At 76.4% G+C, this 22464-nt stretch carries 19 protein-coding genes; 6 read left to right on the top strand and 13 right to left on the bottom strand.

Going from position 1 to position 22464, the window contains the following annotated elements:
* Window positions 1-160: 160 nt before the first annotated feature.
* From E9565_RS11235 to E9565_RS11220, 4 genes are read right to left on the bottom strand one after another with little or no spacing between them, the layout of a single operon-like run.
* On the bottom strand, window positions 161-817 hold the full coding sequence (locus E9565_RS11235) for a methyltransferase (protein ID WP_236826962.1): 657 nt from the start codon (window positions 815-817) through the stop codon (window positions 161-163).
* A gap of 46 nt (window positions 818-863) precedes the next feature.
* Window positions 864-1874 (bottom strand): GNAT family N-acetyltransferase, encoded by a 1011-nt coding sequence (locus tag E9565_RS11230; RefSeq protein ID WP_236835104.1) that lies wholly within the window; start codon window positions 1872-1874, stop codon window positions 864-866.
* A gap of 40 nt (window positions 1875-1914) precedes the next feature.
* Complete coding sequence (locus tag E9565_RS11225; protein WP_236835102.1) at window positions 1915-2745, bottom strand: SDR family oxidoreductase; 831 nt, start codon at window positions 2743-2745, stop codon at window positions 1915-1917.
* Window positions 2745-4226, bottom strand: a complete 1482-nt coding sequence (locus tag E9565_RS11220) for an NAD(P)/FAD-dependent oxidoreductase (protein WP_236826965.1) — start codon at window positions 4224-4226, stop codon at window positions 2745-2747. Before E9565_RS11220 ends, E9565_RS11225 begins: the two co-directional genes overlap by 1 nt.
* A gap of 123 nt (window positions 4227-4349) precedes the next feature.
* Here E9565_RS11220 and E9565_RS11215 point away from each other — a divergent pair, with 123 nt between their 5' ends.
* Complete coding sequence (locus E9565_RS11215) at window positions 4350-5003, top strand: TetR/AcrR family transcriptional regulator (protein WP_236835100.1); 654 nt, start codon at window positions 4350-4352, stop codon at window positions 5001-5003.
* Between the two features lie 177 nt (window positions 5004-5180).
* Here the strand turns inward: E9565_RS11215 and E9565_RS11210 are convergent, their stop codons facing one another.
* Entirely contained in the window at window positions 5181-5690 is a 510-nt protein-coding gene (locus E9565_RS11210; protein WP_236826967.1) for a universal stress protein, read from the bottom strand.
* 98 nt (window positions 5691-5788) lie between these two features.
* Window positions 5789-6676 (bottom strand): DivIVA domain-containing protein, encoded by an 888-nt coding sequence (locus E9565_RS11205; RefSeq protein ID WP_236835098.1) that lies wholly within the window; start codon window positions 6674-6676, stop codon window positions 5789-5791.
* A gap of 217 nt (window positions 6677-6893) precedes the next feature.
* Here E9565_RS11205 and E9565_RS11200 point away from each other — a divergent pair, with 217 nt between their 5' ends.
* The gene (locus E9565_RS11200; protein ID WP_236826969.1) at window positions 6894-8075 is read left to right on the top strand and encodes an LLM class flavin-dependent oxidoreductase; all 1182 of its coding nucleotides are present in this window, start codon (window positions 6894-6896) and stop codon (window positions 8073-8075) included.
* Window positions 8072-8698 (top strand): FMN reductase, encoded by a 627-nt coding sequence (locus E9565_RS11195; protein ID WP_236826970.1) that lies wholly within the window; start codon window positions 8072-8074, stop codon window positions 8696-8698. Before E9565_RS11200 ends, E9565_RS11195 begins: the two co-directional genes overlap by 4 nt.
* Window positions 8699-8766: 68 nt before the next feature.
* Here the strand turns inward: E9565_RS11195 and E9565_RS11190 are convergent, their stop codons facing one another.
* The 4 genes from E9565_RS11190 to E9565_RS11175 form a co-directional block, all read right to left on the bottom strand.
* Window positions 8767-10341 carry an FMN-binding glutamate synthase family protein gene (locus tag E9565_RS11190; protein ID WP_236826971.1) on the bottom strand — a complete coding sequence of 525 codons (1575 nt, stop codon included), beginning with the start codon at window positions 10339-10341 and terminating at the stop codon, window positions 8767-8769.
* 29 nt (window positions 10342-10370) lie between these two features.
* Window positions 10371-11828, bottom strand: a complete 1458-nt coding sequence (locus E9565_RS11185; protein ID WP_236826972.1) for a GntP family permease — start codon at window positions 11826-11828, stop codon at window positions 10371-10373.
* A 15-nt stretch (window positions 11829-11843) separates the two neighbouring features.
* On the bottom strand, window positions 11844-13403 hold the full coding sequence (locus E9565_RS11180; protein ID WP_236835096.1) for a gluconokinase: 1560 nt from the start codon (window positions 13401-13403) through the stop codon (window positions 11844-11846).
* A 69-nt stretch (window positions 13404-13472) separates the two neighbouring features.
* Window positions 13473-14804: a nitrate/nitrite transporter gene (locus E9565_RS11175; RefSeq protein WP_236826974.1), complete on the bottom strand. Its 1332-nt coding sequence runs from the start codon at window positions 14802-14804 to the stop codon at window positions 13473-13475.
* An 89-nt stretch (window positions 14805-14893) separates the two neighbouring features.
* Between E9565_RS11175 and E9565_RS11170 the strand changes: the two genes are divergently transcribed.
* Window positions 14894-15523 carry a TetR/AcrR family transcriptional regulator gene (locus E9565_RS11170; protein WP_236826975.1) on the top strand — a complete coding sequence of 210 codons (630 nt, stop codon included), beginning with the start codon at window positions 14894-14896 and terminating at the stop codon, window positions 15521-15523.
* An 87-nt stretch (window positions 15524-15610) separates the two neighbouring features.
* Here the strand turns inward: E9565_RS11170 and E9565_RS11165 are convergent, their stop codons facing one another.
* Window positions 15611-17083 carry a hypothetical protein gene (locus E9565_RS11165; RefSeq protein WP_236835094.1) on the bottom strand — a complete coding sequence of 491 codons (1473 nt, stop codon included), beginning with the start codon at window positions 17081-17083 and terminating at the stop codon, window positions 15611-15613.
* A gap of 536 nt (window positions 17084-17619) precedes the next feature.
* Here E9565_RS11165 and E9565_RS11160 point away from each other — a divergent pair.
* Both E9565_RS11160 and E9565_RS11155 read left to right on the top strand, forming a co-directional pair.
* A complete protein-coding gene (locus E9565_RS11160; RefSeq protein ID WP_236826977.1) occupies window positions 17620-18021 on the top strand; it encodes a cupin domain-containing protein in 402 nt (133 codons plus the stop codon).
* 106 nt (window positions 18022-18127) lie between these two features.
* Entirely contained in the window at window positions 18128-20974 is a 2847-nt protein-coding gene (locus E9565_RS11155; RefSeq protein WP_236835092.1) for an FAD-binding and (Fe-S)-binding domain-containing protein, read from the top strand.
* Between the two features lie 12 nt (window positions 20975-20986).
* On the opposite strand, the gene E9565_RS11150 is transcribed toward E9565_RS11155, so the two are convergent.
* Complete coding sequence (locus E9565_RS11150) at window positions 20987-21610, bottom strand: SGNH/GDSL hydrolase family protein (protein WP_236826979.1); 624 nt, start codon at window positions 21608-21610, stop codon at window positions 20987-20989.
* 46 nt (window positions 21611-21656) lie between these two features.
* Window positions 21657-22424: a crotonase/enoyl-CoA hydratase family protein gene (locus E9565_RS11145; RefSeq protein WP_236826980.1), complete on the bottom strand. Its 768-nt coding sequence runs from the start codon at window positions 22422-22424 to the stop codon at window positions 21657-21659.
* Window positions 22425-22464 lie beyond the last annotated feature (40 nt).

Below are 22464 nucleotides of genomic sequence, written 5' to 3'. Positions count from 1 at the left end.
CAGTGCTGCGGTGGGTCCCCGGCCCACCCCGGAGGGCGGCTCGGCGGCGCCCGGCGGCCCTCCCCGGTGGGGAGCGGACGACCGTCCGGGCGCAGCCACGGTAACCACCGTTATGCAGTCGTGACAATCCCCCGGCCGTCGCCGGTTCGTGAGGCGCAGCTCACGGCAGCCGCCAGACGGTGGTCCGGCGGACCGGCACGGGCGCGGTCGGCGCGGGTTCGGTGTCGGGGACGTCGTAGGTGGCGAGCGGCTCCAGCCGGTCCTCGGGCAGGTACACCCGGCCGGGGTCGCCGACGAGCACCTCGGCGCCGCGCGCCCGCGCCGCCGTCAGGAACGGCAGCACCCGGTCGGTCATCTCCCGGTCGTAGCAGACGTCACCGGCCAGGACGACGCCGACGTCCGGCGGCTCCCCGCCGAGCACGTCGCCGACCGGGGTGATGCCGGTCGCGCCGTTCCGGGCGGCGTTGACGGTGATCGCGGTGAGCGCGTACGGGTCGACGTCGCTGGCGAGCACCGCGCCCGCCCCCGCCAGGACGGCGGCGACGGCGACCAGCCCGCTACCGGCGCCCAGGTCCAGGACGGTGCGCCCGGCCACCAGCCCCGGGTGGTCGAGCACGTACCGCGCCAGCGCCTGCCCGCCCGGCCAAGCCGCGGCCCAGAACGGTGGGTCGGTGGACGCGCGCCCGTGCTCGCTCTCCATCGCCTCCCAGAGGGCGACGACGTCGGCCGCGACGAGGAGCTCGACCTCGGGCACCAGGTCCGGGCGCACCGGCCGGGTGTGGGCGCTGACGAACTCCGCGGGGATGGGACGGTCCACCCCGGCAGTCAACCGCACCGGACCCCGGGTACCGGGGCCGCCCGGCTCAGAGCCGCGCCGACCAGGAGGAGAGGACGCCGGCCGGGCGGAAGCCGAGCTGCTCGTTCACCGCCACCATCGGGGTGTTGTCCTCGGCGTTGTAGGTGCTGACCCGGCGCACCTCGGGGAAGCCGGCGGCCAGCTCCCGCAGCACGGCGGCCTTCATCCGGGCACCGAGCCGGTGGCCCCGGTGCTCCCTCAGCACCAGCGTGCCGCCCTGGTGGGCGAGCACCGGCTGGGCGAGCGGGATCTGCAGGTCGGTGAAGCCGACCAGGCGCCCGCCGGCCACCGCCCCGGCGCTGAGCACCGTCCGGCCGCGGGCGAGGTGGGTCCCCTCGTGCTCGCGGATCCGGTCGCCGTCCCACTCCTCCTCCCCCACCGGCAGGTCGCCGTGCGGCGCGTCGGTGGTCATGCGCCGCTCCAGCAGGGCCCGGTCGGAAAGCAGCGGCTCGGGGGTGCGGTCCCGCCAGGTGACCAGCTCGTACCCGGCGCCGGCCGCGGCGGCCGCGTCCTCCAGCGCGGCCAGGCGGTCCTCGTCGACCGGCAGCGCCAGCTCCCGGCGGGTCTCCACCAGGTCGCAGCTCCAGCCGTGCCGCTCCGCGAAGGCCCGGCCCGGCGCCCCGGGGCCCGGTTCGTCCACCTCGCCGACGAGCAGGGTGCGGCCGAGCGCGGCGGCGAGCGCGCGGGCCTCGGCCAGCAGCGCGCTGCCCAGCCCGCGGCGCCGGGCGGCCGGGTGCACCGCCAGGTCGACCACGGCCAGCGACGGGTTGTCCTTGAGCGGGAGGACCAGCCGCAGCGCCCCGGCGACGGCGCCGTCCACCAGGACCGCCCGGTGGGTGCCGTCCCGGGAGCCGCCCGGGGCCAGGAGCTCGCGGCCGAGCGCGAGGTGCTCCTGCGCCGGGCGGGGCGGGTCGTCGGGCCGGGCGTCGCGGCCCGCGGCGGCCCACACCTGGCACCAGGAGGGGAAGAGGTCGTCGTCGGGCGCCAGCTCGACGATCCGGTGCGCGGGGTGGGTCACGGCTCCCGTTCTACCGGGCGCGGCAACCGCTTCTCGGGTCTCAGCGCGCCGGCGCCGCCCGCCGGGCCATCAGCCGCCAGTAGCTGCCGGGCAGCAGCCGGACGAGCGCGTCGGGGACCTTCGCGGTCCAGCCGATGAGCAGCCGCGGCCGGCGCCGCTCGACCGCCGCGACGATCCGCGCGGCGGCGACCTCCGGCGGGATGCGCAGCAGCTTGCTGAACTGCCTGCGCCCCTCCTCGTACTCGGCCGGCGACACCCCCGCGCCGGTCCGGGCGCTCTCGGCGATCCGGGTGCGGATCCCGCCGGGGTGGACCACCGTGACGCCGATGCCGTCGTCGGCCAGCTCGTGGCGGAGGGCCTCGCTGAACCCCCGGACGGCGAACTTGCTCGTCGCGTAGGCGACCTGCCCGGCGGGGGCGAAGATGCCGAAGACGCTGGACACGTTCACCACGTGCGCGCCGGGGTGCGCCTTCAGCACCGGCAGCAGGGCGTGGGTGAGGCGGACGACGGCGCGCAGGTTGACCGCGAGCACCCACTCGACGTCGTCCAGGCCCACCTGGTCGAAGCGCCCGCCCAGCGCGACGCCGGCGTTGTTGACCAGCAGCGTGGTCTCCGGGTGCTCGGCGACGAGGGTCCCGGCCACCCGGGCGGTCGCCTCGTCGTCGGCGAGGTCGACCACGTGCGTCGCGACCCGGAGATCAGGGTGCCCGGCGCGGATCCGGTCGGCCACCGCCGCCAGCCGGCCGGCGTCCCGGTCCAGCAGCACCAGGTGGCTGCCGCGGCCGGCCAGCTGCGCGGCCAGCGCCTCGCCGATCCCGCTGGCCGCCCCGGTGACGACCGCCGTCCCGCCGGCGAACGCGTAGGGGCCCATCAGGCCACGACCTGGCCGGCGGCGGCCGGCACGCGCGGCTGGAAGGTCATGCCCTCGTCCTCCAGGGGCCCGCGCCGCATCATGGCGACGTCCCGCAGGTAGTTCTGGTGCAGCCGCCAGGGCGCGCGCCGCCCCTGCTGCGGCAGGCCGGCGAGGCCACGCCGCACGTAGCCGGCGGCGAGGTCCAGGAACGGCGCGCCGCCACCCTCGGGCGGGGCGACCGGGGTCGCCGACGCGTAGCCGTGCGCGTCCAGGTGGTCCAGCAGGCGGCAGACGTAGCGGTTGACCAGGTCGGCCTTGAGCGTCCACGAGGCGTTGGTGTAGCCGATCACCATGGCGAAGTTGGGTACGCCGGAGAGCATCATCCCCTTGTAGGAGACCCGCTCGGGCAGCTCGACCGGCTCCCCGTCGACGACGATCCGCATCCCGCCGACCGGCAGCAGGTTCAGCCCGGTGGCGGTGACGACGACGTCGGCGGGGAGCCGCTCCCCCGAGGCCAGCTCGATCCCGTCCTCGGTGAAGCTGGCGATCCGGTCGGTGACGATCGACGCGGTGCCCCGGCGCAGCGCGCGGAACAGGTCGCCGTCGGGCACCAGGCACAGCCGCTGGTCCCACGGGTCGTAGGGCGGGTTGAAGTGCGTGTCGACGTCGAAGCCCGGCAGCTGCTTCTGCGTCAGGCGGCGCAGCAGGGAGCGCACCAGCGCCGGGCGCCGCCGGCTGAGCTGGTACAGGGCGGTGCTGGTGAGCACGTTCTTCCACCGCACCACCGAGTAGGCCGTCCGCTCCGGCAGCCGGGCACGGAGCTTCTGCGCCAGCGCGTCGCGGCCGGGCAGCGACATCACGTAGCTGGGGGTGCGCTGCAGCATGGTCACGTGCGCGGCCTGCTCGGCCAGGTTGGGGACCAGGGTCACCGCGGTGGCCCCGCTGCCGATGACGACGACCCGCTTGCCGGTCAGGTCGAGGTCCTCGGGCCAGTGCTGCGGGTGGACCAGCTGCCCGCCGAAGCGCTCCTCCCCCGGGAACTCCGGGCGGAAGCCCTGGTCGTAGCGGTAGTAACCCGAGCAGACCTGCAGCCAGGAGCAGCTGAGGGTCACCGTCCCGCCGGTGTCGCTCCGCTCCGCGGTGACCGTCCAGCGGGCCTCCGCGCTGGACCACTCCGCCCGCACGACGCGGTGGTGGTAGCGGATCCGCTCGGTGACGCCGTGCTCCCGGGCCGTCTCCTCGAGGTACCGGCGGATGGCGGGGCCGTCGGCGATCGACTCGGGCTCCTGCCACGGGCGGAAGGAGTAGCCGAGGGTGAACATGTCCGAGTCCGAGCGGATGCCCGGGTAGCGGAACAGGTCCCAGGTCCCGCCGAGCGCGGCCCGCGACTCGAGCAGGGCGTAGCTCGTGCCGGGCCGGTCGCGCTCCAGGTGGCAGGCGGCGCCGATGCCGGAGAGGCCGGCGCCGACGATCAGGACGTCCAGGTGCTCGGTGGTCATCTCGCACTCCCCGGTCCGCGCCGCCGGCCGGGCGGCCGCGGGCTGGCCCCGACGCTATCGACGCCGTGTCGAGCGCGTCAACACGGTGTCGACACAGGGGCTGCCGCGGCTATCCTCCGTCCCGTGCCGACTGCCGCGACCGATCCGCCCGTCGCCGGTCGCGGCCGGCGGGCGCCGCGGCCCTCCGGGGACGACCGCGAGCTGGCGATCCTCGCCACGGCCGAGCGGCTGCTCGCCGACCGGCCGCTGGCCGCCATCTCGGTGGACGACCTCGCGCGCGGCGCCGGCATCTCCCGGCCGACGTTCTACTTCTACTTCTCCTCGAAGGACGCCGTCCTGCTCGCCCTGCTCGACCGGGTGGTCGCCGAGGCCGACACGGCGATGCGCCAGGTGTTCGACACCCCGGCGACCAGTGCCCGGGACGGCTGGGCGCGGGCGATCGGTGCGTACTACGAGACCTTCCGCGCGCACCGGGCGCTCACGGTCGCCTGGGCGCAGGCCCGCTCCACCAGCGACGAGGTGCGTGAGCTCTGGTCGTCGGTCGTCGAGCGCTGGGTGCAGCGGTCGGCCGCCGCCATCGACGCCGAGCGGTCGCGCGGCGCCGCACCGCCCGGCGCCGCCGCGCGCGACCTCGCGGTCGCCCTCACCTCGATGAACGAGCGGGTGCTGTACGCGACCTTCAGCGGGGACGGGCCCGCCGTCGCCGAGCAGGACGTGGTCGAGGTCCTGCTCGGCATCTGGCTGGCGGCGGTCTACGGCACACCGGCACCGGGCTGAGCCGGCGCGCGGGCAGCAGCCGGTCCGCCCGGTCCCGGGAGGCGCCGGATCGGGGAGCCGGCGGCCTCTGGGTACCCGATGGGCCGCACGTCGACGTCCGACCCGGCCCGCCCTGGGCCGGCTCGCTCCGCGGGGCGCGCGGGCGGCCTGCCCGACCGCCCGCGCACCCTGCGGACGTCACTCCCCGACGACGGCGCCCGCCTCCTCGGCGGTGAAGTCCCGCCCCCGGGCGCCGGTGCGCACGACGGTGACCGGGCAGGGGGCGTGGTGCACCAGCTGGTCGCTCACGGAGCCCAGCAGCAGGCCGGCGAAGCCGCCGCGCCCGCGCGCCCCGACGACGAGCATGCTGGCCTGCTCCGCGGCGGCGAGCATGCCGGCCACGGGGGCGCGGTGGACGACGTGCGTGGTGACCCGGCAGGCGGGGTCCAGCCCGGCCGCGGCCACGTGGGCGGCGAGCTCGTCGCGCACGGCCTGCTCCCAGTCGGCCAGCGGCGGCACGTAGCCGGGCTCCCAGCTGGCCGGCTGCGGCGCGGAGGTCATCGACCAGGCGCGCACCACGTGCAGCTCCACATCGGCGCGGCGGGCGAGCCGGCCGGCCCACTGGAGCGCCTCCTGCGCGCACTTGGAGCCGTCGTGACCCACGACGATGCCGCCCTCGACCCGAACGACCTCACGGACCTCGCTCATCGCTGACCTCCTCGTTCCCGCCCCCCGGCGCGTCCACCGACCCGGTCAGCCTCTCATCACCGGTGGCCGCGCACGTCACCGGCGCCTGCGCCACGCCGTCAGCCGACGGGCTCCGGGCGGCTGCCCAGCAGCGCCAGCTCCTCGGCCGGCGGGACGCCGACGGCCTGGAGCGCCGCGCCGATCCGGTCGGTGAGGCAGCGCAGCGACTCCCGGGCCTGGTCGCGCTGCCGGCACAGGTCCTCGACCTCCGCCCGGACGGTGGCCAGGTGGGCGCAGGCGGCATCGTCGGCGGCAACCCGCTCGCTCTGCGCCTGGTCCGCGGCCCGGTCCCGCTCGGCGGCGGCCTCGGCGGCCAGCCGGTCCCGCTCCGCCGCGGCCTCGGCGGCCAGCCGGTCCCGCTCGGCCGCGGCGGAGCGCAGCAGCTCCGCCGCCTCTGCCTGCGCCTGCTCGAGCGCGGCGGCGCCCTCGGCGCGGTCCCGCTGCGCGTTGACCCGCAGCTGGTCGGCGACGTCGATCGCCAGCTCCTTGATCTCGTGCGCCTTGCGCAGCCGGGCGTCGGCCTCCAGGCGCGCGTCGGCGCGCAGCTGCGCGGCCTCGGCCTCGGCGGCATCCAGCACCTGGGCGGCCTGGTCCTCGGCCAGTCGCAGCACCTCCGCGACCCGGGCACTCACCGCCGGGCGCTCGCGGCCGGCCGGCTGCTCGGCCAGGAGCCGGCGGGAGATCTCCAGCTCGGTGCCGCAGGCGACCACGCGGTCGAGCAGGTGCTCCCGCTCGCGCTGGGCGGCGGCCAGCTCGTTCTCGGCCCAGGCGACGTAGTTGTCGACCTGCACCCGGTCGTAGCCGCGCACCGATCCGCGGAACGACGGCCCGTGGCCCAGCAGCACCTCCAGGCCGCCGGACGGCCGCGGAGTGGGGGCGGCGGCCCCGTCCGGCGGCACCTCCTCGTCCTGGACACGGTTGGCGACGAACTCGACACGCCGGAGCATCCGGATGGCCCCCCTGGGAAGTAGGTGGAGCGAATCTCCCAGAGCGCTCCCGGACGCGCGCCTCACCGTGACGGCTCCGTGACCCGTGTCGGGGCAGCTGCGGGGGTGCCACGGCAGCGCGTGCCGGGCCGGTCACGGACCGCTGCGCCCCCGCCCCTGCACCCCCGTCCGGGCGAGCGGGCATAGCCACGGGCGTCCACGCGTTGACCCGGCTGAGATGATTGCACTCTCAACCAGTTTGGAGCTCGAGATGCAGTTCGGCGTCTTCACCGTCAGCGACATCACCACCGACCCCACCACCGGCCGGACCCCCACCGAGGCCGAGCGGCTCAAGGCCGTGCTGGCGATCGCGCAGAAGGCCGAGGAGGTGGGGCTGGACGTCTTCGCGCTGGGCGAGCACCACAACCCGCCGTTCTTCTCCTCCTCGCCCACCACCACGCTGGCCTGGATCGCGGCGCGGACCACGACGCTCCAGCTGTCGACCTCGACGACGCTGATCACCACCAACGACCCGGTGAAGATCGCCGAGGACTACGCGATGCTGCAGCACCTCGCCGAGGGCCGCGTCGACCTGATGATGGGCCGCGGCAACACCGGCCCGGTCTACCCGTGGTTCGGGCAGGACATCCGGAACGGCATCGAGCTGGCCGTGGAGAACTACGCACTGCTGCGCCGCCTGTGGACCGAGGACGTCGTCGACTGGTCCGGCCGGTTCCGCACCCCGCTGCAGGGCTTCACCTCGACGCCCCGCCCGCTGGACGGCGTGCCGCCCTTCGTCTGGCACGGCTCGATCCGCTCCCCGCAGATCGCCGAGCAGGCCGCCTACTACGGCGACGGCTTCTTCCACAACCACATCTTCTGGCCCAAGGAGCACACCCAGCGGATGGTGGAGTTCTACCGCCGCCGGTACGAGCACTACGGCCACGGCGCCGCCGACCAGGCGATCGTCGGCCTCGGCGGGCAGGTGTTCATGCGGAGGAACAGCCAGGACGCCGTCGCCGAGTTCCGGCCGTACTTCGACAACGCGCCGGTCTACGGCCACGGTCCCTCCCTGGAGGACTTCAGCCGGGAGACCCCGCTGACCGTCGGCAGCCCGCAGCAGGTGATCGAGCGGACGCTGGGCTTCCGCGACTACGTCGGCGACTACCAGCGGCAGCTGTTCCTCATCGACCACGCCGGCCTGCCGCTGAAGACCGTCCTCGAGCAGCTGGACATCCTCGGCGAGGAGGTCGTGCCGGTGCTGCGCCGGGAGTTCGCCGCGCTGAAGCCCGCCCACGTGCCCGACGCGCCCACCCACGCCGCCCGCGTCGCCGCGGCGGGCGGGAAGACCGACGCCACCGTGCACGCCCCGGCCGACGACGTGACCGGCCAGGTGCGCGACGAGGTGGAGGTCCGATGAGCACCCGCACCCTCGCGGTGGTCAGCGCCGGGCTGTCGACGCCGTCGTCGACCCGGCTGCTGGCCGACCGGCTCACCTCGGCGGCGGTCGAGGCGCTGCGCGAGCGCGGCATCTCGGCCACCGTCGAGGTGGTCGAGCTGCGGCAGCACGCCCGCGACCTCGCCGACAACCTGACCACCGGCTTCGCCAACCAGGCGCTGCGCGGCGCGGTGGACACCGTCGTCGGCGCGGACGGGCTGATCGCCGTCACGCCGATCTTCTCGGCGTCCTACAGCGGGCTGTTCAAGACCTTCTTCGACGTCGTCGAGAAGGACGCGCTGACCGGGAAGCCGGTGCTGCTCGGTGCCACCGCCGGCACCGCGCGGCACTCGTTGGCGCTCGAGCACGCCATGCGGCCGCTGTTCGCCTACCTCCGGGCCACCGTCGCCCCGACCGCGGTCTTCGCGGCGTCGGAGGACTGGGCCGGCGGCGGGCAGGGCAGCGCGGCGCTCACCAGCCGGGTGCGCCGGGCGGCCGGCGAGCTCGCCGACCTGGTGGCCGGCCGCCCGCCCGCGGCCCCGGCCGACCCGTTCGCCGACCCGGCGACGTCCTTCGCGGACCTGCTCCGCGGCAGCGGCGCCTGACACGTCCGGGCACGGGGAGCCCGACCCGCGTCCGCGGCCCGGACGCAGGCAGGGCTTCCTGTGCCCCCTCAGCCGGTGGCGTCGGGCGACGGCGGGGCGCTGCCGCCCTCGGGGGCCGCGCCGGTCATCAGCGCGGTGATCGCGGCGCGGTCCGCGGCCGAGGGCAGGCCCCACCCCGGCTCGTAGCCGTAGACGTCGTGCAGCGGCGAGGACGTCGTGCGCCCGGTCAGCACCTCCACCGACGCGGTGTCGATCAGCCCGGGGTGCGCCACGCCGCACGCCTCGGCCACCTTGAGCAGGTCGCGGCGCAGCGTGCCGATGTAGTTGGCCGCGCGCACCGACTTCAGGGCCGGGTCCAGGCCGCGGGTGAGCCAGGCGTTCTGCGTCGCCACCCCGGTCGGGCAGGTGTCGGTGTGGCACTTCTGCGCCTGGATGCAGCCGATGGCCAGCATCGCCTCCCGGCCGACGTTGACCATGTCGCAGCCCAGGGCGAAGGCGACGACGGCGTTGTCCGGGAGCCCCAGCTTCCCCGCGCCGACGAAGACCACGTCGTCGGCCAGCCCGGCGCGGGCGAACAGCGCGTGCACGCGGGCGAAGCCCAGCTGGAAGGGCAGCGAGACCGAGTCGGTGAAGATCAGCGGCGCCGCACCGGTGCCGCCCTCGCCGCCGTCGACCGTCACGAAGTCGACGCCGCGGCCGGTGCTCGCCATGAGCCCGGTGAGCTCCTCCCAGAACGTCATGTCACCGACCGCGGACTTGATGCCCACCGGCAGGCCGGTCTCGGCGGCCAGGAGCTCCACCCAGTCCAGCAGGCTGTCGACGTCGGAGAACTCGGCGTGCCGCGAGGGGCTGATGCAGTCCACCCCCTCGGGCACGCCGCGTGCCGCGGCGATCTCCGCCGACACCTTGGCGGCGGGCAGCACGCCGCCGAGGCCCGGCTTCGCCCCCTGGCTCAGCTTGACCTCCAGCGCGCGCACCGGTGCCCCGGCGACGAGGTCCTTCAGCCGGTCGAGGTCGAAGCGGCCGTGCTCGTCGCGGCAGCCGAAGTACGCGGTGCCGATCTGGAAGACCAGGTCGCCGCCGTGGCGGTGGTGGCGGGAGATGCCGCCCTCCCCCGTGTTGTGCAGGCAGCCGGCCAGCGCCGCCCCGCGGTTGAGCGCCTCCACCGCCTGCGCCGAGAGCGAGCCGAAGCTCATCGCGCTGATGTTGACCACCGACGGCGGCCGGAAGGCCGCGGTCCGCCCGCGGGCGGCGCCGAGCACCTTGGCGCACGGCAGGTCGACGTCCTGCCCCGCGTGCACGTCGGTCGCCGGCACCGCCGGCCCGAAGGTGCGGTGGTTGATCACCGGGTAGCCGGCGGTGAACTCCAGGTCGTTGTCGGTGCCGAAGCCGAAGTAGTTGTTCTCCCGCTTGCTCGAGGCGTAGACCCAGCGCCGCTGGTCGCGGGTGAAGGGCCGCTCCTCGTTGTTGCCGGCGACCAGGTACTGGCGCAGCTCGGGGCCGATCGCCTCGATCAGGTAACGGGCGTGCCCGACCACCGGGTAGTTGCGCAGCAGCGTGTGCTCCCGCTGCAGCAGGTCACGGACGGCGACGGCGGCGAGCGCGCCGAGACCGGCGGCCGCGGCACGTGGGAGGAGCGCCATGCCCCACTATCGCGCGCCCGCCGCCGTCGTCAGAGGAAGAGGCTCAGCACCAGCGCGAGCACGAACCCGATCGTGCCCAGCAGGGTCTCCATCACCGTCCAGGTCTTCAGCGTCGTCTTCTCGTCCATCCCGAAGAACCGGCTGACCAGCCAGAAGCCGGAGTCGTTGACGTGCGACAGCACGGTGGCCCCGGAGGCGATGGCGATGACGATGAGCGCCAGGTCGATCGAGCTCAGCCCGTCGGTGGCCTCCACCACGGGCGCGATCAGCCCGGCCGCGGTGGTCAGGGCCACGGTGGCCGATCCCTGCGCCACCCGCAGCAACGTGGAGATGACGAAGGCCGCGACGATCACCGGCAGCCCGATGTCGCCCAGGACGTCGGCCAGCGCCGCGCCGATGCCGCTGGCCCGCAGCACCCCGCCGAACATGCCACCGGCGCCGGTGATCAGGATGATCGCGCAGACCGGCCCGAGGGCGCTGTTGACGATGGACTCGACCTCCGCGCCGCTCTCGCCGCGGCGGCGGCCCAGCACCCACATCGCCACGAGCACGGTGATCAGCAGGGCGACGGGCGTGGCGCCGAGGAGCTGCCCCCACTCCACCACGAGCGACTCCTCGTCCAGCACCCCCTCGGTGGCCAGGGTGGACAGCCCCGTGTTGAGGAAGATCAGCACCAGCGGCAGGAGCAGGATGCCGACGACCGTGCCGAAGCGCGGCGGCGCCGGCCGGGTCGCGGTGCCCGCCCGGGCGCCGGCGGCGGTGGCGATCCCCGGCGAGCTGCCCTCGACCGAGGGGTCGGGGGCGTCGTCGGCGGTCCGCTGGTCGGACAGGATGTCCGGCACCGCGATGTCGTACCGGCGACCGGCCCACAGGCCGAACAGGTAGCCGCCGAGGAACCAGGTCGGGATGCCGATGATCAGCCCGAAGACCAGCGTCAGCCCGATGTCGGCGCCGACCAGCTCCGCCGCGGCCACCGGCCCGGGGTGCGGCGGGACGAACGCGTGCATGACGGCGAACGCGCCCGCCACCGGCAGGCCGTAGGTCAGCAGCGACCCGCCCAGCCGGCGGGCGACGGTGAACACGATCGGCAGGAAGACGACGAGCCCGGCGTCGAAGAAGATCGGGAACCCGAAGAGCAGCGCGGCGACGCCGAGCGCCAGCGGCGCGCGTTCCTCCCCGAAGCGCCGGATGAGGCTGTCGGCCAGGACCTGCGCCCCGCCGCTGTGCTCGAACAGCCGCCCCAGCATGGCGCCCAGGCCGACCAGCAGCGCGACGGCGGCGAGGGTGGACCCGAAGCCGGACGTCATGGTGTCCACGACGTCGCCGATCGGCACCTGCGCGGCCAGCGCCACCAGCAGGCTGACCAGGATCAGCGCGACGAAGGCGTGCAGCTTGAGCTTCATGATGAGGAAGAGCAGGACCCCCACCGCGACCGCGGCGATCAGCAGCAGCGGGCCGGCGCTCAGCGCCGGTTCGACCTCGGGCATGGCTCCTCCACGGGCTCAGGTGGATCGGGTCGGTACGTCGTCCAGTGCGTCGAGCGTGGTGAGGACGTCGACCAGGGCCGTGGTGGACCGGTCGACGAGCGGGCGCAGCTGCCGGTACACCGCCACCGCACCCGGGTCGGGCAGCACCGGCTCGCGGACGGCGACCAGCGCGGTGGCGGCTGTCAGGTCGGGCAGCGCGCCGAGGGCGTGCCAGCCCAGCAGGCAGGCGCCCAGGCCGGTGCCCTCGGGCGAGTCGGCGACCCGCACCGGCAGGTCCAGGGCGGCGGCCAGCGTCTCGATCCACAGCGGCGAGGCGACCGCGCCGCCGGTGGCCCGGACCTCGCGCACCGGCACGTCGGTGGCGGCGAAGGCGTCGCGCACCAGCGCCAGCTGCTGGCAGACCCCCTCGACGGCGGCGCGGACGAGGTGCGGGCGGCGGTGCTCGCGGCGCAGCCCGAGGTAGGCCCCCCGCATCCCCGAGCGCCACCACGGCGCCCGCTCGCCGAGCAGGTAGGGCAGGCACAGCAGGCCGGAGCTGCCGACCGGCACCGCCGCGGCCTCCTCCAGCAGCCGGGCGTCGAGGTCGTCGGCGTCCTCCCCCACCGGGCCCTCGGCGTCACCGGGCCCCGCCGCGAAGGCCTCCGCGGCCCACCGCACCACCGATCCGCCGTTGTTGATCGCGCCGCCCACCACCCAGGCGTCGTCGGTGAGCGCGTAGCAGAAGAGCCGCCGGCCCGGGTCCACCGTCGGCCGGGGGACGACGATGCGCATCGCCCCGCTGGTGCCCAGCGACACGGCGGCGACGTCCGAGCGCACCGCGCCGACGCCCAGGTTGGCGAGCACCCCGTCGGAGGCGCCGACCACCACGGGCAGCCCTTCCGGCAGGCCCGTGCCGGCGGCCACCTCGGGACGCAGGCCGGGCAGCAGAGCGGTCGTCGGCAGCACCTCGCCCAGCTGGCGGGGGCGGACGCCGGCGATGCTCATCGCCTCCTCGTCCCAGCGCCCGCCGCGGATGTCGTAGAGGCCGGTGGCCGACGCGCAGGACCGGTCGAGCACGTGCCGGCCGCCGCAGAGGGCGGCCACCACCAGCTCCTTGACGCCGCCCCAGCGGGGCACGCCGGCCACCCGCGCGGGGTCCTCCGCCCGCTCCCAGGACAGCTTCACCAGCGGCGACATCGCGTGCACCGGGGTGCCGGTGCGGGCGTGCAGGTCGGCGGCCCGGCCGTCGGCCACCAGTGCCTGGGCCCACTGCGCGGCGCGGTCGTCGGCCCAGGTCACCACCGGGCCCAGCGGGCGGCCCTCGTCGTCCATGGGCACCAGGCCGTGCATGGCCGCGCTGAGGGAGACGGCGACGACGGTGTCCCCGCGGTCGCGGGCCCGTGCGGCGACCTCGCCCAGCGCCTCGACGGCGGCCGCGGCCAGCTGCCCGGCGTCGAGCTCCGCGCGGCCGGGGGCGGGCACCAGCAGCGGGTAGGCGACGCTGGCCACGTCGCGGACGCGGCCGTCGGTGCCCGCGGTGACCGCCTTGGTCGCCGTGGTGCCCGAGTCCAGCCCCACCACGACGTCCACGGGCACCCCCTGACCGGCTCGTCCGCTGGTCCGCATCGTGCCCGCGCAGGCGCGGGGCGGCAACCGGCCGGACCGTCAGCCGGCCGAGGGCCCCCCGCGCAGCCGCTGCCGGACGGCGACGTGCAGCGGCTGCAGCACCACCCCGTCGCGGGCCAGCCGCGCACGGAGCTGCCTGCGGTGCCGCACCACCCCGGCCAGCCCGATCGCCCAGAACAGGTACTGGACCGAGAACGCGGCCCGGAACGCGTCCAGGTCGTAGGCGGTGGAGGCGCCGGGGGTCAGCAGGTCCAGCACCGCGCCGACGGCCAGGATGGTCAGCAGGGAGGCCACGAAGCCGCCGACGTTGACCACGCCGCTCGCGCTGCCGTGCCGCTCCACCGGGTTCTCGGTGCGGGCGTAGTCGAACCCGATCATCGAGCCGGGGCCGTTGGTGCCCAGGACGACGACCAGCAGCACGAGCAGCGGCAGCGGGGCGCGGCCGGGCCACAGGAGCACGACGGTCCAGGCGGACGCCGTCGCCGCCAGGATGCCGAACACCAGGACGGAGCGGCGCAGCGGCCACCGGGCGCACAGCCGGCCCAGCGCCGGGCCCACGCCCATGCCGACCAGCACGAGCAGGGTGAGCAGGGCGGCCGCGGTGCCCGGCGACAGCCCCTGGCCGACGACCAGGAAGGGGTAGCCCCACAGGAGCGCGAACACCGTGCCCGAGAACTGCGTGACCAGGTGCGTGTAGAGCCCGATGCGGGTGCCGGGCTCGGCCCAGGTGTCGGCGAGCCCCCGGCGCAGCTGCGCCAGGTCCGGCACCGCCGCGCGGGTGCTCCCCTCGGGCGCGTCCCGCAGCGCCAGGAGCACCAGCAGCGCGACGAGGACGCCGGTGGCCGCGGCCCCCAGGAAGGTCGCCGTCCAGGAGGTGGTCTGCAGCAGGGTGACCAGCGGGTAGGCCGCGACGATCGAGCCGATCTGGCCGAGGATCCCGGTGAGCTGGGTGATCAGCGGCGCGGCCGACCCGGGGAACCAGAGGGAGACGACCCGGAGCACGCTGATGAACGTCATCGCGTCGCCCGCGCCGACCAGCACCCGGGCGACGACCGCGGTGGGGACGTCGGTCGCCAGCGACAGCACCAGCTGCCCGGCCGCCATGGTGACCGCGCCGGCGAGGATCATCCGCCGCGACCCGAAGCGGTCCAGCGCGACGCCGACCGGCACCTGCAGCCCTGCGTAGACCGCCAGCTGCAGCACGAGGAACAGCGACACCGCCGAGGCCCCGGCCGAGAAGCGTTCCTGCGCCTCGACGGCGGCGACGCCGAGGGACGAGCGGTGGAAGACGGCGACCGCGTACGCCAGGAGGCCCACGGCCCACATCGCGTAGGCGCGGCCCGACGGACGGGCACGGTCGGCGGAGGTCACCTGAGGAGGACACCACGACCGGGGCCCCTCTTCCCCCGGTGGCCGTGAGTTGCCTCACCGGGCCACCGGGGCCCGCTAGCCTCGGCCCGGTGGACGCGCTGGTGGACCCCGCCGACGACCCGGCCGTGGACGACGGGCACCGCCGCGGACGGATCCTGCGGGCGCTGGCCACCTGCATGGCGGGAAAGGGGTACCCCGCCACCACCATCTCCGACATCGCCCGCGAGGGCCGGGTGTCCAAGACGGTCGTCTACGCCCACTTCCGGGACAAGGAGCACTGCCTGCTCGAGCTCTACACCCGGGCCAACGACAAGGTGCTGGACCGGGTCCGTGAGGCGCAGGAGGACGCCCGCGCAGCCGGCCTGCCGTGGCGGGACCGGCTGCGCGCGGGCATCGGCTGCTACCTCCGCACGCTCGCGACCGAGCCCGCGATCGCCTGGGCCGCGCTCGTCGAGGTGCAGGCGGCCGGTCCGCGGGCGCGCGCGCTGCGCCGGCAGGTGATCGACCGGTACGTCGACCTGATCGGCGAGGTGGCCGGCGAGCTGGCGCGGCAGCACCCCGGCGAGGTGCGGCCGGTCGACCGGCAGCTGGTGCTCGCCGCCGTGGGCGGGATCAACGAGCTGATGCTCGCCCGCGTCGAGCGGGGCGACGCCGGGCACCTCGGGGACGACGTGGACGACGCGACGGCGGTCGTGGTGGGTCTGCTCGAGCGGCGCTGAGCCCGCCCGGCCGGCGCCGCGGCGGGCGGGCCCCGCACCCGCGGCCCGCCTCCGGGCAGGAGGCGGGCCGCGGGCTGGTGGTGCGGGTCAGGCCGCCGCGTGGGAGGCCCGGGAGGAGCGGCGGATCCGGACCGCCGCCATGACCAGCGCGGCCAGGACGAAGGCGATCGCCACCGGCAGCGCGAGCCGCTCGGGCGCGAAGGCGCTGACCCCGTCGTCGAGCCGGGCGGCGCCGTCGGACAGCTCCTCCTGGCCGGCGCTGAGCCGCAGCAGGCCCGCGTCCAGCTCCCCGGCGCCGTCGGCGACGTCACCGGTGCCGCCCGCCAGCCGGTCCGCACCGGCCGTGAGCTCGGCGCCCCCGGCGTCGAGGCGGGCGCCGCCCTCGGTCAGCTCGCCGCTCCGCGCGGTGAGCTGACCGACACCGTCGTCGAGCGCGGCGCTGCCCGCGGCCAGCTCGTCGGTGCCCTCGGCGAGCTCCCCGGCGCCGGCGCGCAGCTCGCCCGACCCCTCGGCGGCGGCACCCAGGCCGGCGGCGAGGCGGTCGGTGCCGGCCGCGAGCGCCGAGGCCCCGGCGGCCGCCCGGCCGATCCCGGCGTGCAGCTGGTCGATGCCCGCCGGCAGGGCAGGCGCCCCGGCGGCGAGGTCGGTGACCCCGGGGAGCAGGCGCTGGTCGACGCCCGCCTTGAGCTCGTCCAGCCCGGCCCGCAGGTCGCCGACCCCGGCACCGGCCCCGGCGAGGTAGGCCTGGGCGGTGCCCACATCGGTCCCGACCGCGGTCAGCTGGGTACCGGCGGCCTGGACGTTGCCCAGGGCCGTCGAGAACAGGCCGAGCAGCTCCTGCTGCTCGGCCACGGACAGCGGGGTGCCGCCCTGCAGCTTGGCCCCGAGCTCCTGCACCCGCCCGGCGCCGGCGCCGGCGGCCTGCAGCGTGCTGCCCAGCCCACCCGGGCCGACGATGCCGGTCAGCGCCTGACCGGCCTCGTCCTCGGCGGTGGCCAGCGCGCCGGCGATGCCCTGGGCTCCGGTCTGCGCCGCCCCGAGGCCGTCGCTGAGGTCCGCCGCGCCGTCGGCCAGCGCCGGTGCGCCGCCGGCCAGCTTCGCCGCGCCCTCCCGGAGGGGGCTCGCGGACGAGGTGCTGTCGGCCAGCACGCCGAGCCCGGCGACCAGGTCGTCGGCGCCGTCCGCGGCGGTCGCGGAGCCGCTGGTCAGCGCGCGGAGGCCGGCATCGAGGTCGAAGGCGCCGTCGGCCAGCCGGCCGGCACCCGCGGCCGCACGGCCGGAGCCGGCCGCCAGCTGGTCGGAGCCGTCGGCGAGGAGGCCGACGCCGTCGACGAACCGACCGACGCCGGCGCTGTACTCCCGCACGCCGGCGACGAACGCGTCGGCGCCCTCCCCGAGCTCGGCCGCGCCCGCGTCGAGGTCCTGGACACCGCCGGCCAGCCGGTCCCAGCCGTCGGCGAACTCGGTCTGCCCCGCGGCCATGCGGACGGCACCGTCGCGGACCTCGTCGGCGCCGTCGGACACCGTGCCCATGAGCCACAGGAAGCCGCCGGAGGCCACCGCGGCACCCAGCAGGACGGCGGGTCCGACGAAGCGGCTCCGCCCCCCGGCCGTTCGTCGGTCTCTGTACATCGAACTCCCATCGGATGGCACCCCGCGACGCTGCGCGGTGGCGGTGGAGCCGCGCCCGCCGAGGAGCGCGCGGCGCCGCGGGTGCGGAGCCTGGTACCGCGTGGTACCGGCGGAGAAGCTAGATCAACGGTGTCCGGCGCCACAAGTGCGGTGCGTCGCTGCACACCGCCCTGAGCTGGGAGTTCAGCCCCCGGGAGGGCGAGTGGTACCGGTGCCCCCGGTGACGCGGCGTCCCGGACCGGCGTCGTTACGCCGTCCGGGTGTCCCCCGACCGGGCGGTGGGGCGCACCAGGTCTGGGTGGCGACGAAAGGGGCGACGCCCACCCTCCGAGAGCGTGATCGACACCGCCGGGCCGGGACGACTACTCCCGGCCCGGACCGGGCAGGAGCAGGCCCGTCACCGGCCGGCGCCCGCGCAGGGCCGGCCGCAGCCACCCGTCCCCGAGACGAGAGGAGCGCCGTCCATGGCGTCCGTCATCCACTACACGATCGCGACCGAGGCGGAGAAGAGCCCCGACTTCCGCCGGGTCCTCTGGACCGGGAAGAACACCCAGCTGGTCATCATGACCATCCCGCCGGGTGGTGAGATCGGCGAGGAGACGCACGAGGACATCGACCAGATCCTCACGTTCGTCAGCGGCGTCGGGAAGGCCGTCATCTCGGGCAACGAGAAGAACGTCGCCCAGGGCGACCTGGTGGTCGTGCCCGCGGGCACGAAGCACAACTTCCTCAACACCGGGGAGAACCCGCTGGTCCTCTACACCGTCTACGGCCCGCCGGAGCACGCCGACGGCGCGGTGCACAGGACCAAGGAGGAGGCCGACGAGGCCGAGGAGTCGGGCCAGGACGAGCCGCCGTCGTCCTGACCCCGCGGCATCTCGAACCGTGGCCGGGCACCCGCGTGGTGCCCGGCCACGGGCGTCCCGGGGGCCGGGCGCGCCGGCCCGGGGAGGGGGAGCCAGACTCGGCACCATGAGCGCACCGGCCGCGGACACGACGACGCGCACCGACGACGGGCTGGCGGTGGTGGCCGAGCTGCGGCGCGCCGGGATCGGCGACGTCGACGACTCGGGGCTGGCCCGGGCCCTGTACTCCTCCGACGCGTCGCTGTACCGCGTCCTCCCGCGGGCCGTGGTCCGGCCGCGCCACCCCGACGAGATCGTGGCCGCGCTCGACGTGTGCCGCTCGCTCGGCGTACCCCTGACCGCCCGCGGCGCCGGGACGTCCATCGCGGGCAACGCCGTGGGCACCGGCGTCGTGCTGGACACCAGCCGCCACCTGAACCGGGTGCACGGCATCGACGCCGAGGCCCGGACGGCGACGGTCGACCCCGGCGTCGTGCAGGCCGCGCTGCAGACCGCCGCCCGCCCGCACGGGCTGCGCTTCGGCCCCGACCCGAGCACGCACAACCGCTGCACGATCGGCGGGATGATCGGCAACAACGCCTGCGGCTCCCGGGCCCTGGGCTACGGCCGGACGTCGGACAACGTCGTGGGCCTCGACGTCGTCACCGGCACCGGCACGCGCCTGCGGCTGGGCCCGGGCACCGAGCCGGCGCCGGGGGTGCTCGAGGACCTCCACCGGCTCGTCGCCGGGCACCTCGCGACCGTCCGCACGGAGCTGGGCACCTTCGGCCGCCAGGTGTCGGGCTACTCGCTGGAGCACCTGCTGCCCGAGCGCGGCTTCGACGTGGCCCGGGCGCTGGTGGGCAGCGAGGGCACCCTCGCCGTCGTCCTCGGGGCCACCGTCCGGCTGGTCGCCGACGCCCCCGTCCGCGGGCTGGTGGTGCTGGGCTACCCGAGCATGGCCGACGCCGCCGATGCCACCCCCGGCCTGCTCCCCCACGAGCCCACCGCGGTGGAGGGGCTCGACCAGCGGATCGTGCAGCGGCTGCGCGACGTGCCCGCCGCCGTCGTCCCCGAGCTGCCGCGCGGCGACGGGTGGCTGATCGTGGAGCTCACCGGCGACACCGTCGGCGAGGTGCAGGCCAAGGCGCAGGGGGTGCTCGCCGACGCCGGCGCGCTGGACTCCCTCGTCGTCACCGACCCCGCGCACGCCGCGGCGATCTGGCGGATCCGGGAGGACGGCGCGGGGTTGGCCAACCGGACCTCCGACGGCCGACCGGCGCACGCGGGCTGGGAGGACGCTGCGGTCCCGGTGGAGCGGCTCGGCGAGTACCTGCGCGGCTTCGAGGCGCTGCTCGACGGCCACGGGCTGCAGGGCGTGCCCTACGGCCACTTCGGCGACGGCTGCGTGCACGTGCGCATCGACTTCCCCTTCGGCGCGGGCGCCGACCGCGGGCGCGGGGCCTACCGGTCGTTCGTCGAGGACGCCGCCCGGCTGGTCGCCGGCTACGGCGGGTCGCTGTCCGGCGAGCACGGCGACGGCCGGGCGCGCAGCGAGCTGCTGCCGCACATGTACTCCCCCGCCGCGCTGGAGCTCTTCGAGCGCGTCAAGGCCGTGTTCGACCCCGCCGACGTGCTGAACCCGGGCGTGCTCGTCCGGCCCGCGCCGCTGGACGAGGACGTCCGCATCGCCGCCGCCCCGCCGCTGCGCGAGAACCTGGCGCTGGCCTACCGGCACGACGGCGGCGACTTCTCCGCGGCGGTGCACCGCTGCACCGGCGTCGGCAAGTGCCGGGCCGACCTGCAGTCCACCGGCGCCGTGATGTGCCCGTCCTGGCCGGCGACGCGGGAGGAGAAGGACACCACCCGCGGCCGCGCCCGGGTGCTGCAGGAGATGCTCGCCCCGGGCGGCCCGGTGCGCGACTGGCGCGCACCGGAGGTGCACGAGGCGCTGGATCTCTGCCTGTCGTGCAAGGGCTGCTCGTCGGACTGCCCGACCGGGGTGGACATGGCCTCCTACAAGGCCGAGGTGCTGCACCAGTCCTACCGGCGGCGGCTGCGGCCCCGCTCGCACTACACGCTGGGCCGGCTGCCGTTCTGGTCCGACCTGGTGGCCCGCGCGCCGCGCCTGGTCAACGCGATGCTGGGCTCCGCGCTGGTGGGGCCGGTGGCCAAGTGGGGCGCGGGCATCGACCAGCGGCGCCCGGTGCCGGCGTTCGCCCCGCGCACCTTCCGGCAGGAGTGGGCGCAGCGGCCCCCGGCCGGCGACGGGCAGCGGGTGGCGCTGTGGGTGGACTCGTTCACCGACCACTTCGCCCCCGAGGTGGCGCACGCCGCCGCGCGGGTGCTCGAGGCCGCCGGCTACCGGGTCGAGGTGCCCGGCGCCGACACGTGCTGCGGGCTGACCTGGATCACCACCGGCCAGCTCGACGCCGCCCGGCGCATCCTCGGCGGCACCGTGCGCACCCTCGCCCCCCTCGCCGCCGCCGGCGTGCCGGTCGTCGGCATCGAGCCCTCCTGCACCGCGGTGCTGCGCAGCGAGGCGCTCGAGCTCGTCGGCGGTCCGGAGGCCGAGCAGGTGGCGGCGGCGACGCGCACGCTCGCCGAGCTGCTCCGCGACACCCCCGGCTGGACGCCGCCGTCGCTGGCGGGCCTGGAGATCGTCGCCCAGCCGCACTGCCACCACGCGTCGGTCCTGGGCTGGTCGGCCGACGCCCGGCTGCTCCAGCAGGCCGGTGCCCGCGTCACCCGGCTCGGCGGCTGCTGCGGGCTCGCCGGCAACTGGGGCGTCGAGCGGCGGCACCACGACGTGTCGGTCGCCGTCGCCGAGCAGCAGCTGCTGCCCGCCGTCCGGGACCTCCCCGACGACGCCGTGGTCCTGGCCGACGGCTTCTCCTGCCGCACCCAGCTCGACCAGCTCGCGGGCCGGCGCGGACGGCACCTCGCCGAGCTGCTGGCGGACCGGCTCGGCTGACCGCGGGGCGGGTCAGGCGGCGGCGTCGTCCCGCCGGGCCCGGGCAGCGGCCCGCACCGCGGGGGTGAGCGCCTCGGCGATCCGCGCGTAGCCGGCCGAGGAGGGGTGGAAGCGGTCGGCGGAGAGCAGCGCCGGGTCCGCCGCGAAGGCGCGGGCCACCTGGGCCGCGACGGGTGCGACCGTGGCGCCGCCGGAGAGGGCGACGTGCGCCTGCCGCTGCTGGAGCACCGCGCACGCCCCCCGCACCAGCGCCCGCAGGGCCGGCGGGACGAAGGGCACCATCGACATGTCCGGCGCCGGCACCACGACGACGTCGGTGCCGGCGGCCCGCAGCACGGTCACCGCGGCCGCGAGCGCCGCCGCGGCCTGCTCGGCCGGCACGAAGCGGGCCAGGTCGTTGGCGCCGATGACGACGACGGCGAGGTCGGCCGCGAGCGGCAGCGCCCGGCGGACCTGGTCGGCCAGCCCGGCCGAGACGGCACCGGGGACGGCGAGGACGTGCAGGTCGACGTCGAACCCGTCCTCGCCCAGCGCCCGGGCCAGCCGGGGCCCCAGGGCGTCGGCGGGCCGGGCGGCACCGGTGCCGCGGCCGAGGGAGTCCCCGAGCACGAGCAGGCGGAGGGCGGAGCGGTCCACGTCGGGTCAACGACGCCGACCCCGCCGGTATGCCTCCGCGGGCGGGTCAGCGGCCGCGCCACACCGGCGGGCGGCGCTCGGCGAAGGCGGTGGAGCCCTCGCGGGCGTCCTCGGAGCTGAACACCGGACGGACGACCTGCTCCTGCCGCTCCCACGCCTCCTCCGCCGGCCACGACGGCGCCTCGAGGACGACCTGCTTGGTGGCGGCCACCGCCAGCGGGCCGTTGGCCGCGATCACCTCGGCGAGCGCGACGGCGGCGTCGAGCGCACCGCCGTCGTCGACCACCCGGTTGACCAGCCCGACCGCCGCCGCGCGCTCGGCGTCGACCGGCTCGCCGGTGAGCAGCAGCTCGAGGGCGACCGCGCGCGGCACCCGCTGCGGCAGCAGCAGGGCGGCGCCGCCGGCGGCGACCAGGGAGCGCTTGACCTCGGGCACGCCGAACCGGGCGCCCCGGCCGGCCACCACGAGGTCGCAGGCGAGCACCAGTTCGAAGCCGCCGGCCAGGGCCCAGCCCTCGACCGCCGCGACCAGGGGCTTGCGCGGCGGCGTGCGGGTGATGCCGCACAGCCCGCGGCCCTCGATGGACGGGCTCTCGCCGCGGAGGAAGGCCTTGAGATCCATCCCGGAGGAGAAGGTGCCACCCGCCCCGGTCAGCACCCCGGCCCGCAGGTCGCCGTCGGCGTCGAGCTCGTCGACCGCGGCCGCGACGGCCCGGGCGACCTCGCCGTCGAGGGCGTTGCGCGCCTCCGGCCGGTTGATGGTGATGACCTGCACCGCACCGCGGCGCTCGACGAGGACGGACTGCTCGGGCACGGGACCTCCTGGGACGGTGCGGACGCGGCGCGGGGCCGGA

The organism is Blastococcus sp. KM273129 (assembly GCF_021698995.1).
Classification (GTDB): Bacteria; Actinomycetota; Actinomycetes; order Mycobacteriales; family Geodermatophilaceae; genus Blastococcus.
This window is presented reverse-complemented; position numbering and strand designations above follow the sequence as displayed.

Coding starts and splice junctions, on each gene's coding strand:
- E9565_RS11160 (WP_236826977.1), top strand. CDS start 17,620: ATGGCGTCCGTCATCCACTACACGATCGCGACCGAGGCGGAGAAGAGC.
- E9565_RS11155 (WP_236835092.1), top strand. CDS start 18,128: ATGAGCGCACCGGCCGCGGACACGACGACGCGCACCGACGACGGGCTG.
- E9565_RS11200 (WP_236826969.1), top strand. CDS start 6,894: ATGATTGCACTCTCAACCAGTTTGGAGCTCGAGATGCAGTTCGGCGTC.
- E9565_RS11205 (WP_236835098.1), bottom strand. CDS start 6,676: ATGCTCCGGCGTGTCGAGTTCGTCGCCAACCGTGTCCAGGACGAGGAG.
- E9565_RS11220 (WP_236826965.1), bottom strand. CDS start 4,226: ATGACCACCGAGCACCTGGACGTCCTGATCGTCGGCGCCGGCCTCTCC.
- E9565_RS11210 (WP_236826967.1), bottom strand. CDS start 5,690: ATGAGCGAGGTCCGTGAGGTCGTTCGGGTCGAGGGCGGCATCGTCGTG.
- E9565_RS11185 (WP_236826972.1), bottom strand. CDS start 11,828: ATGCCCGAGGTCGAACCGGCGCTGAGCGCCGGCCCGCTGCTGCTGATC.
- E9565_RS11190 (WP_236826971.1), bottom strand. CDS start 10,341: ATGGCGCTCCTCCCACGTGCCGCGGCCGCCGGTCTCGGCGCGCTCGCC.
- E9565_RS11225 (WP_236835102.1), bottom strand. CDS start 2,745: ATGGGCCCCTACGCGTTCGCCGGCGGGACGGCGGTCGTCACCGGGGCG.
- E9565_RS11195 (WP_236826970.1), top strand. CDS start 8,072: ATGAGCACCCGCACCCTCGCGGTGGTCAGCGCCGGGCTGTCGACGCCG.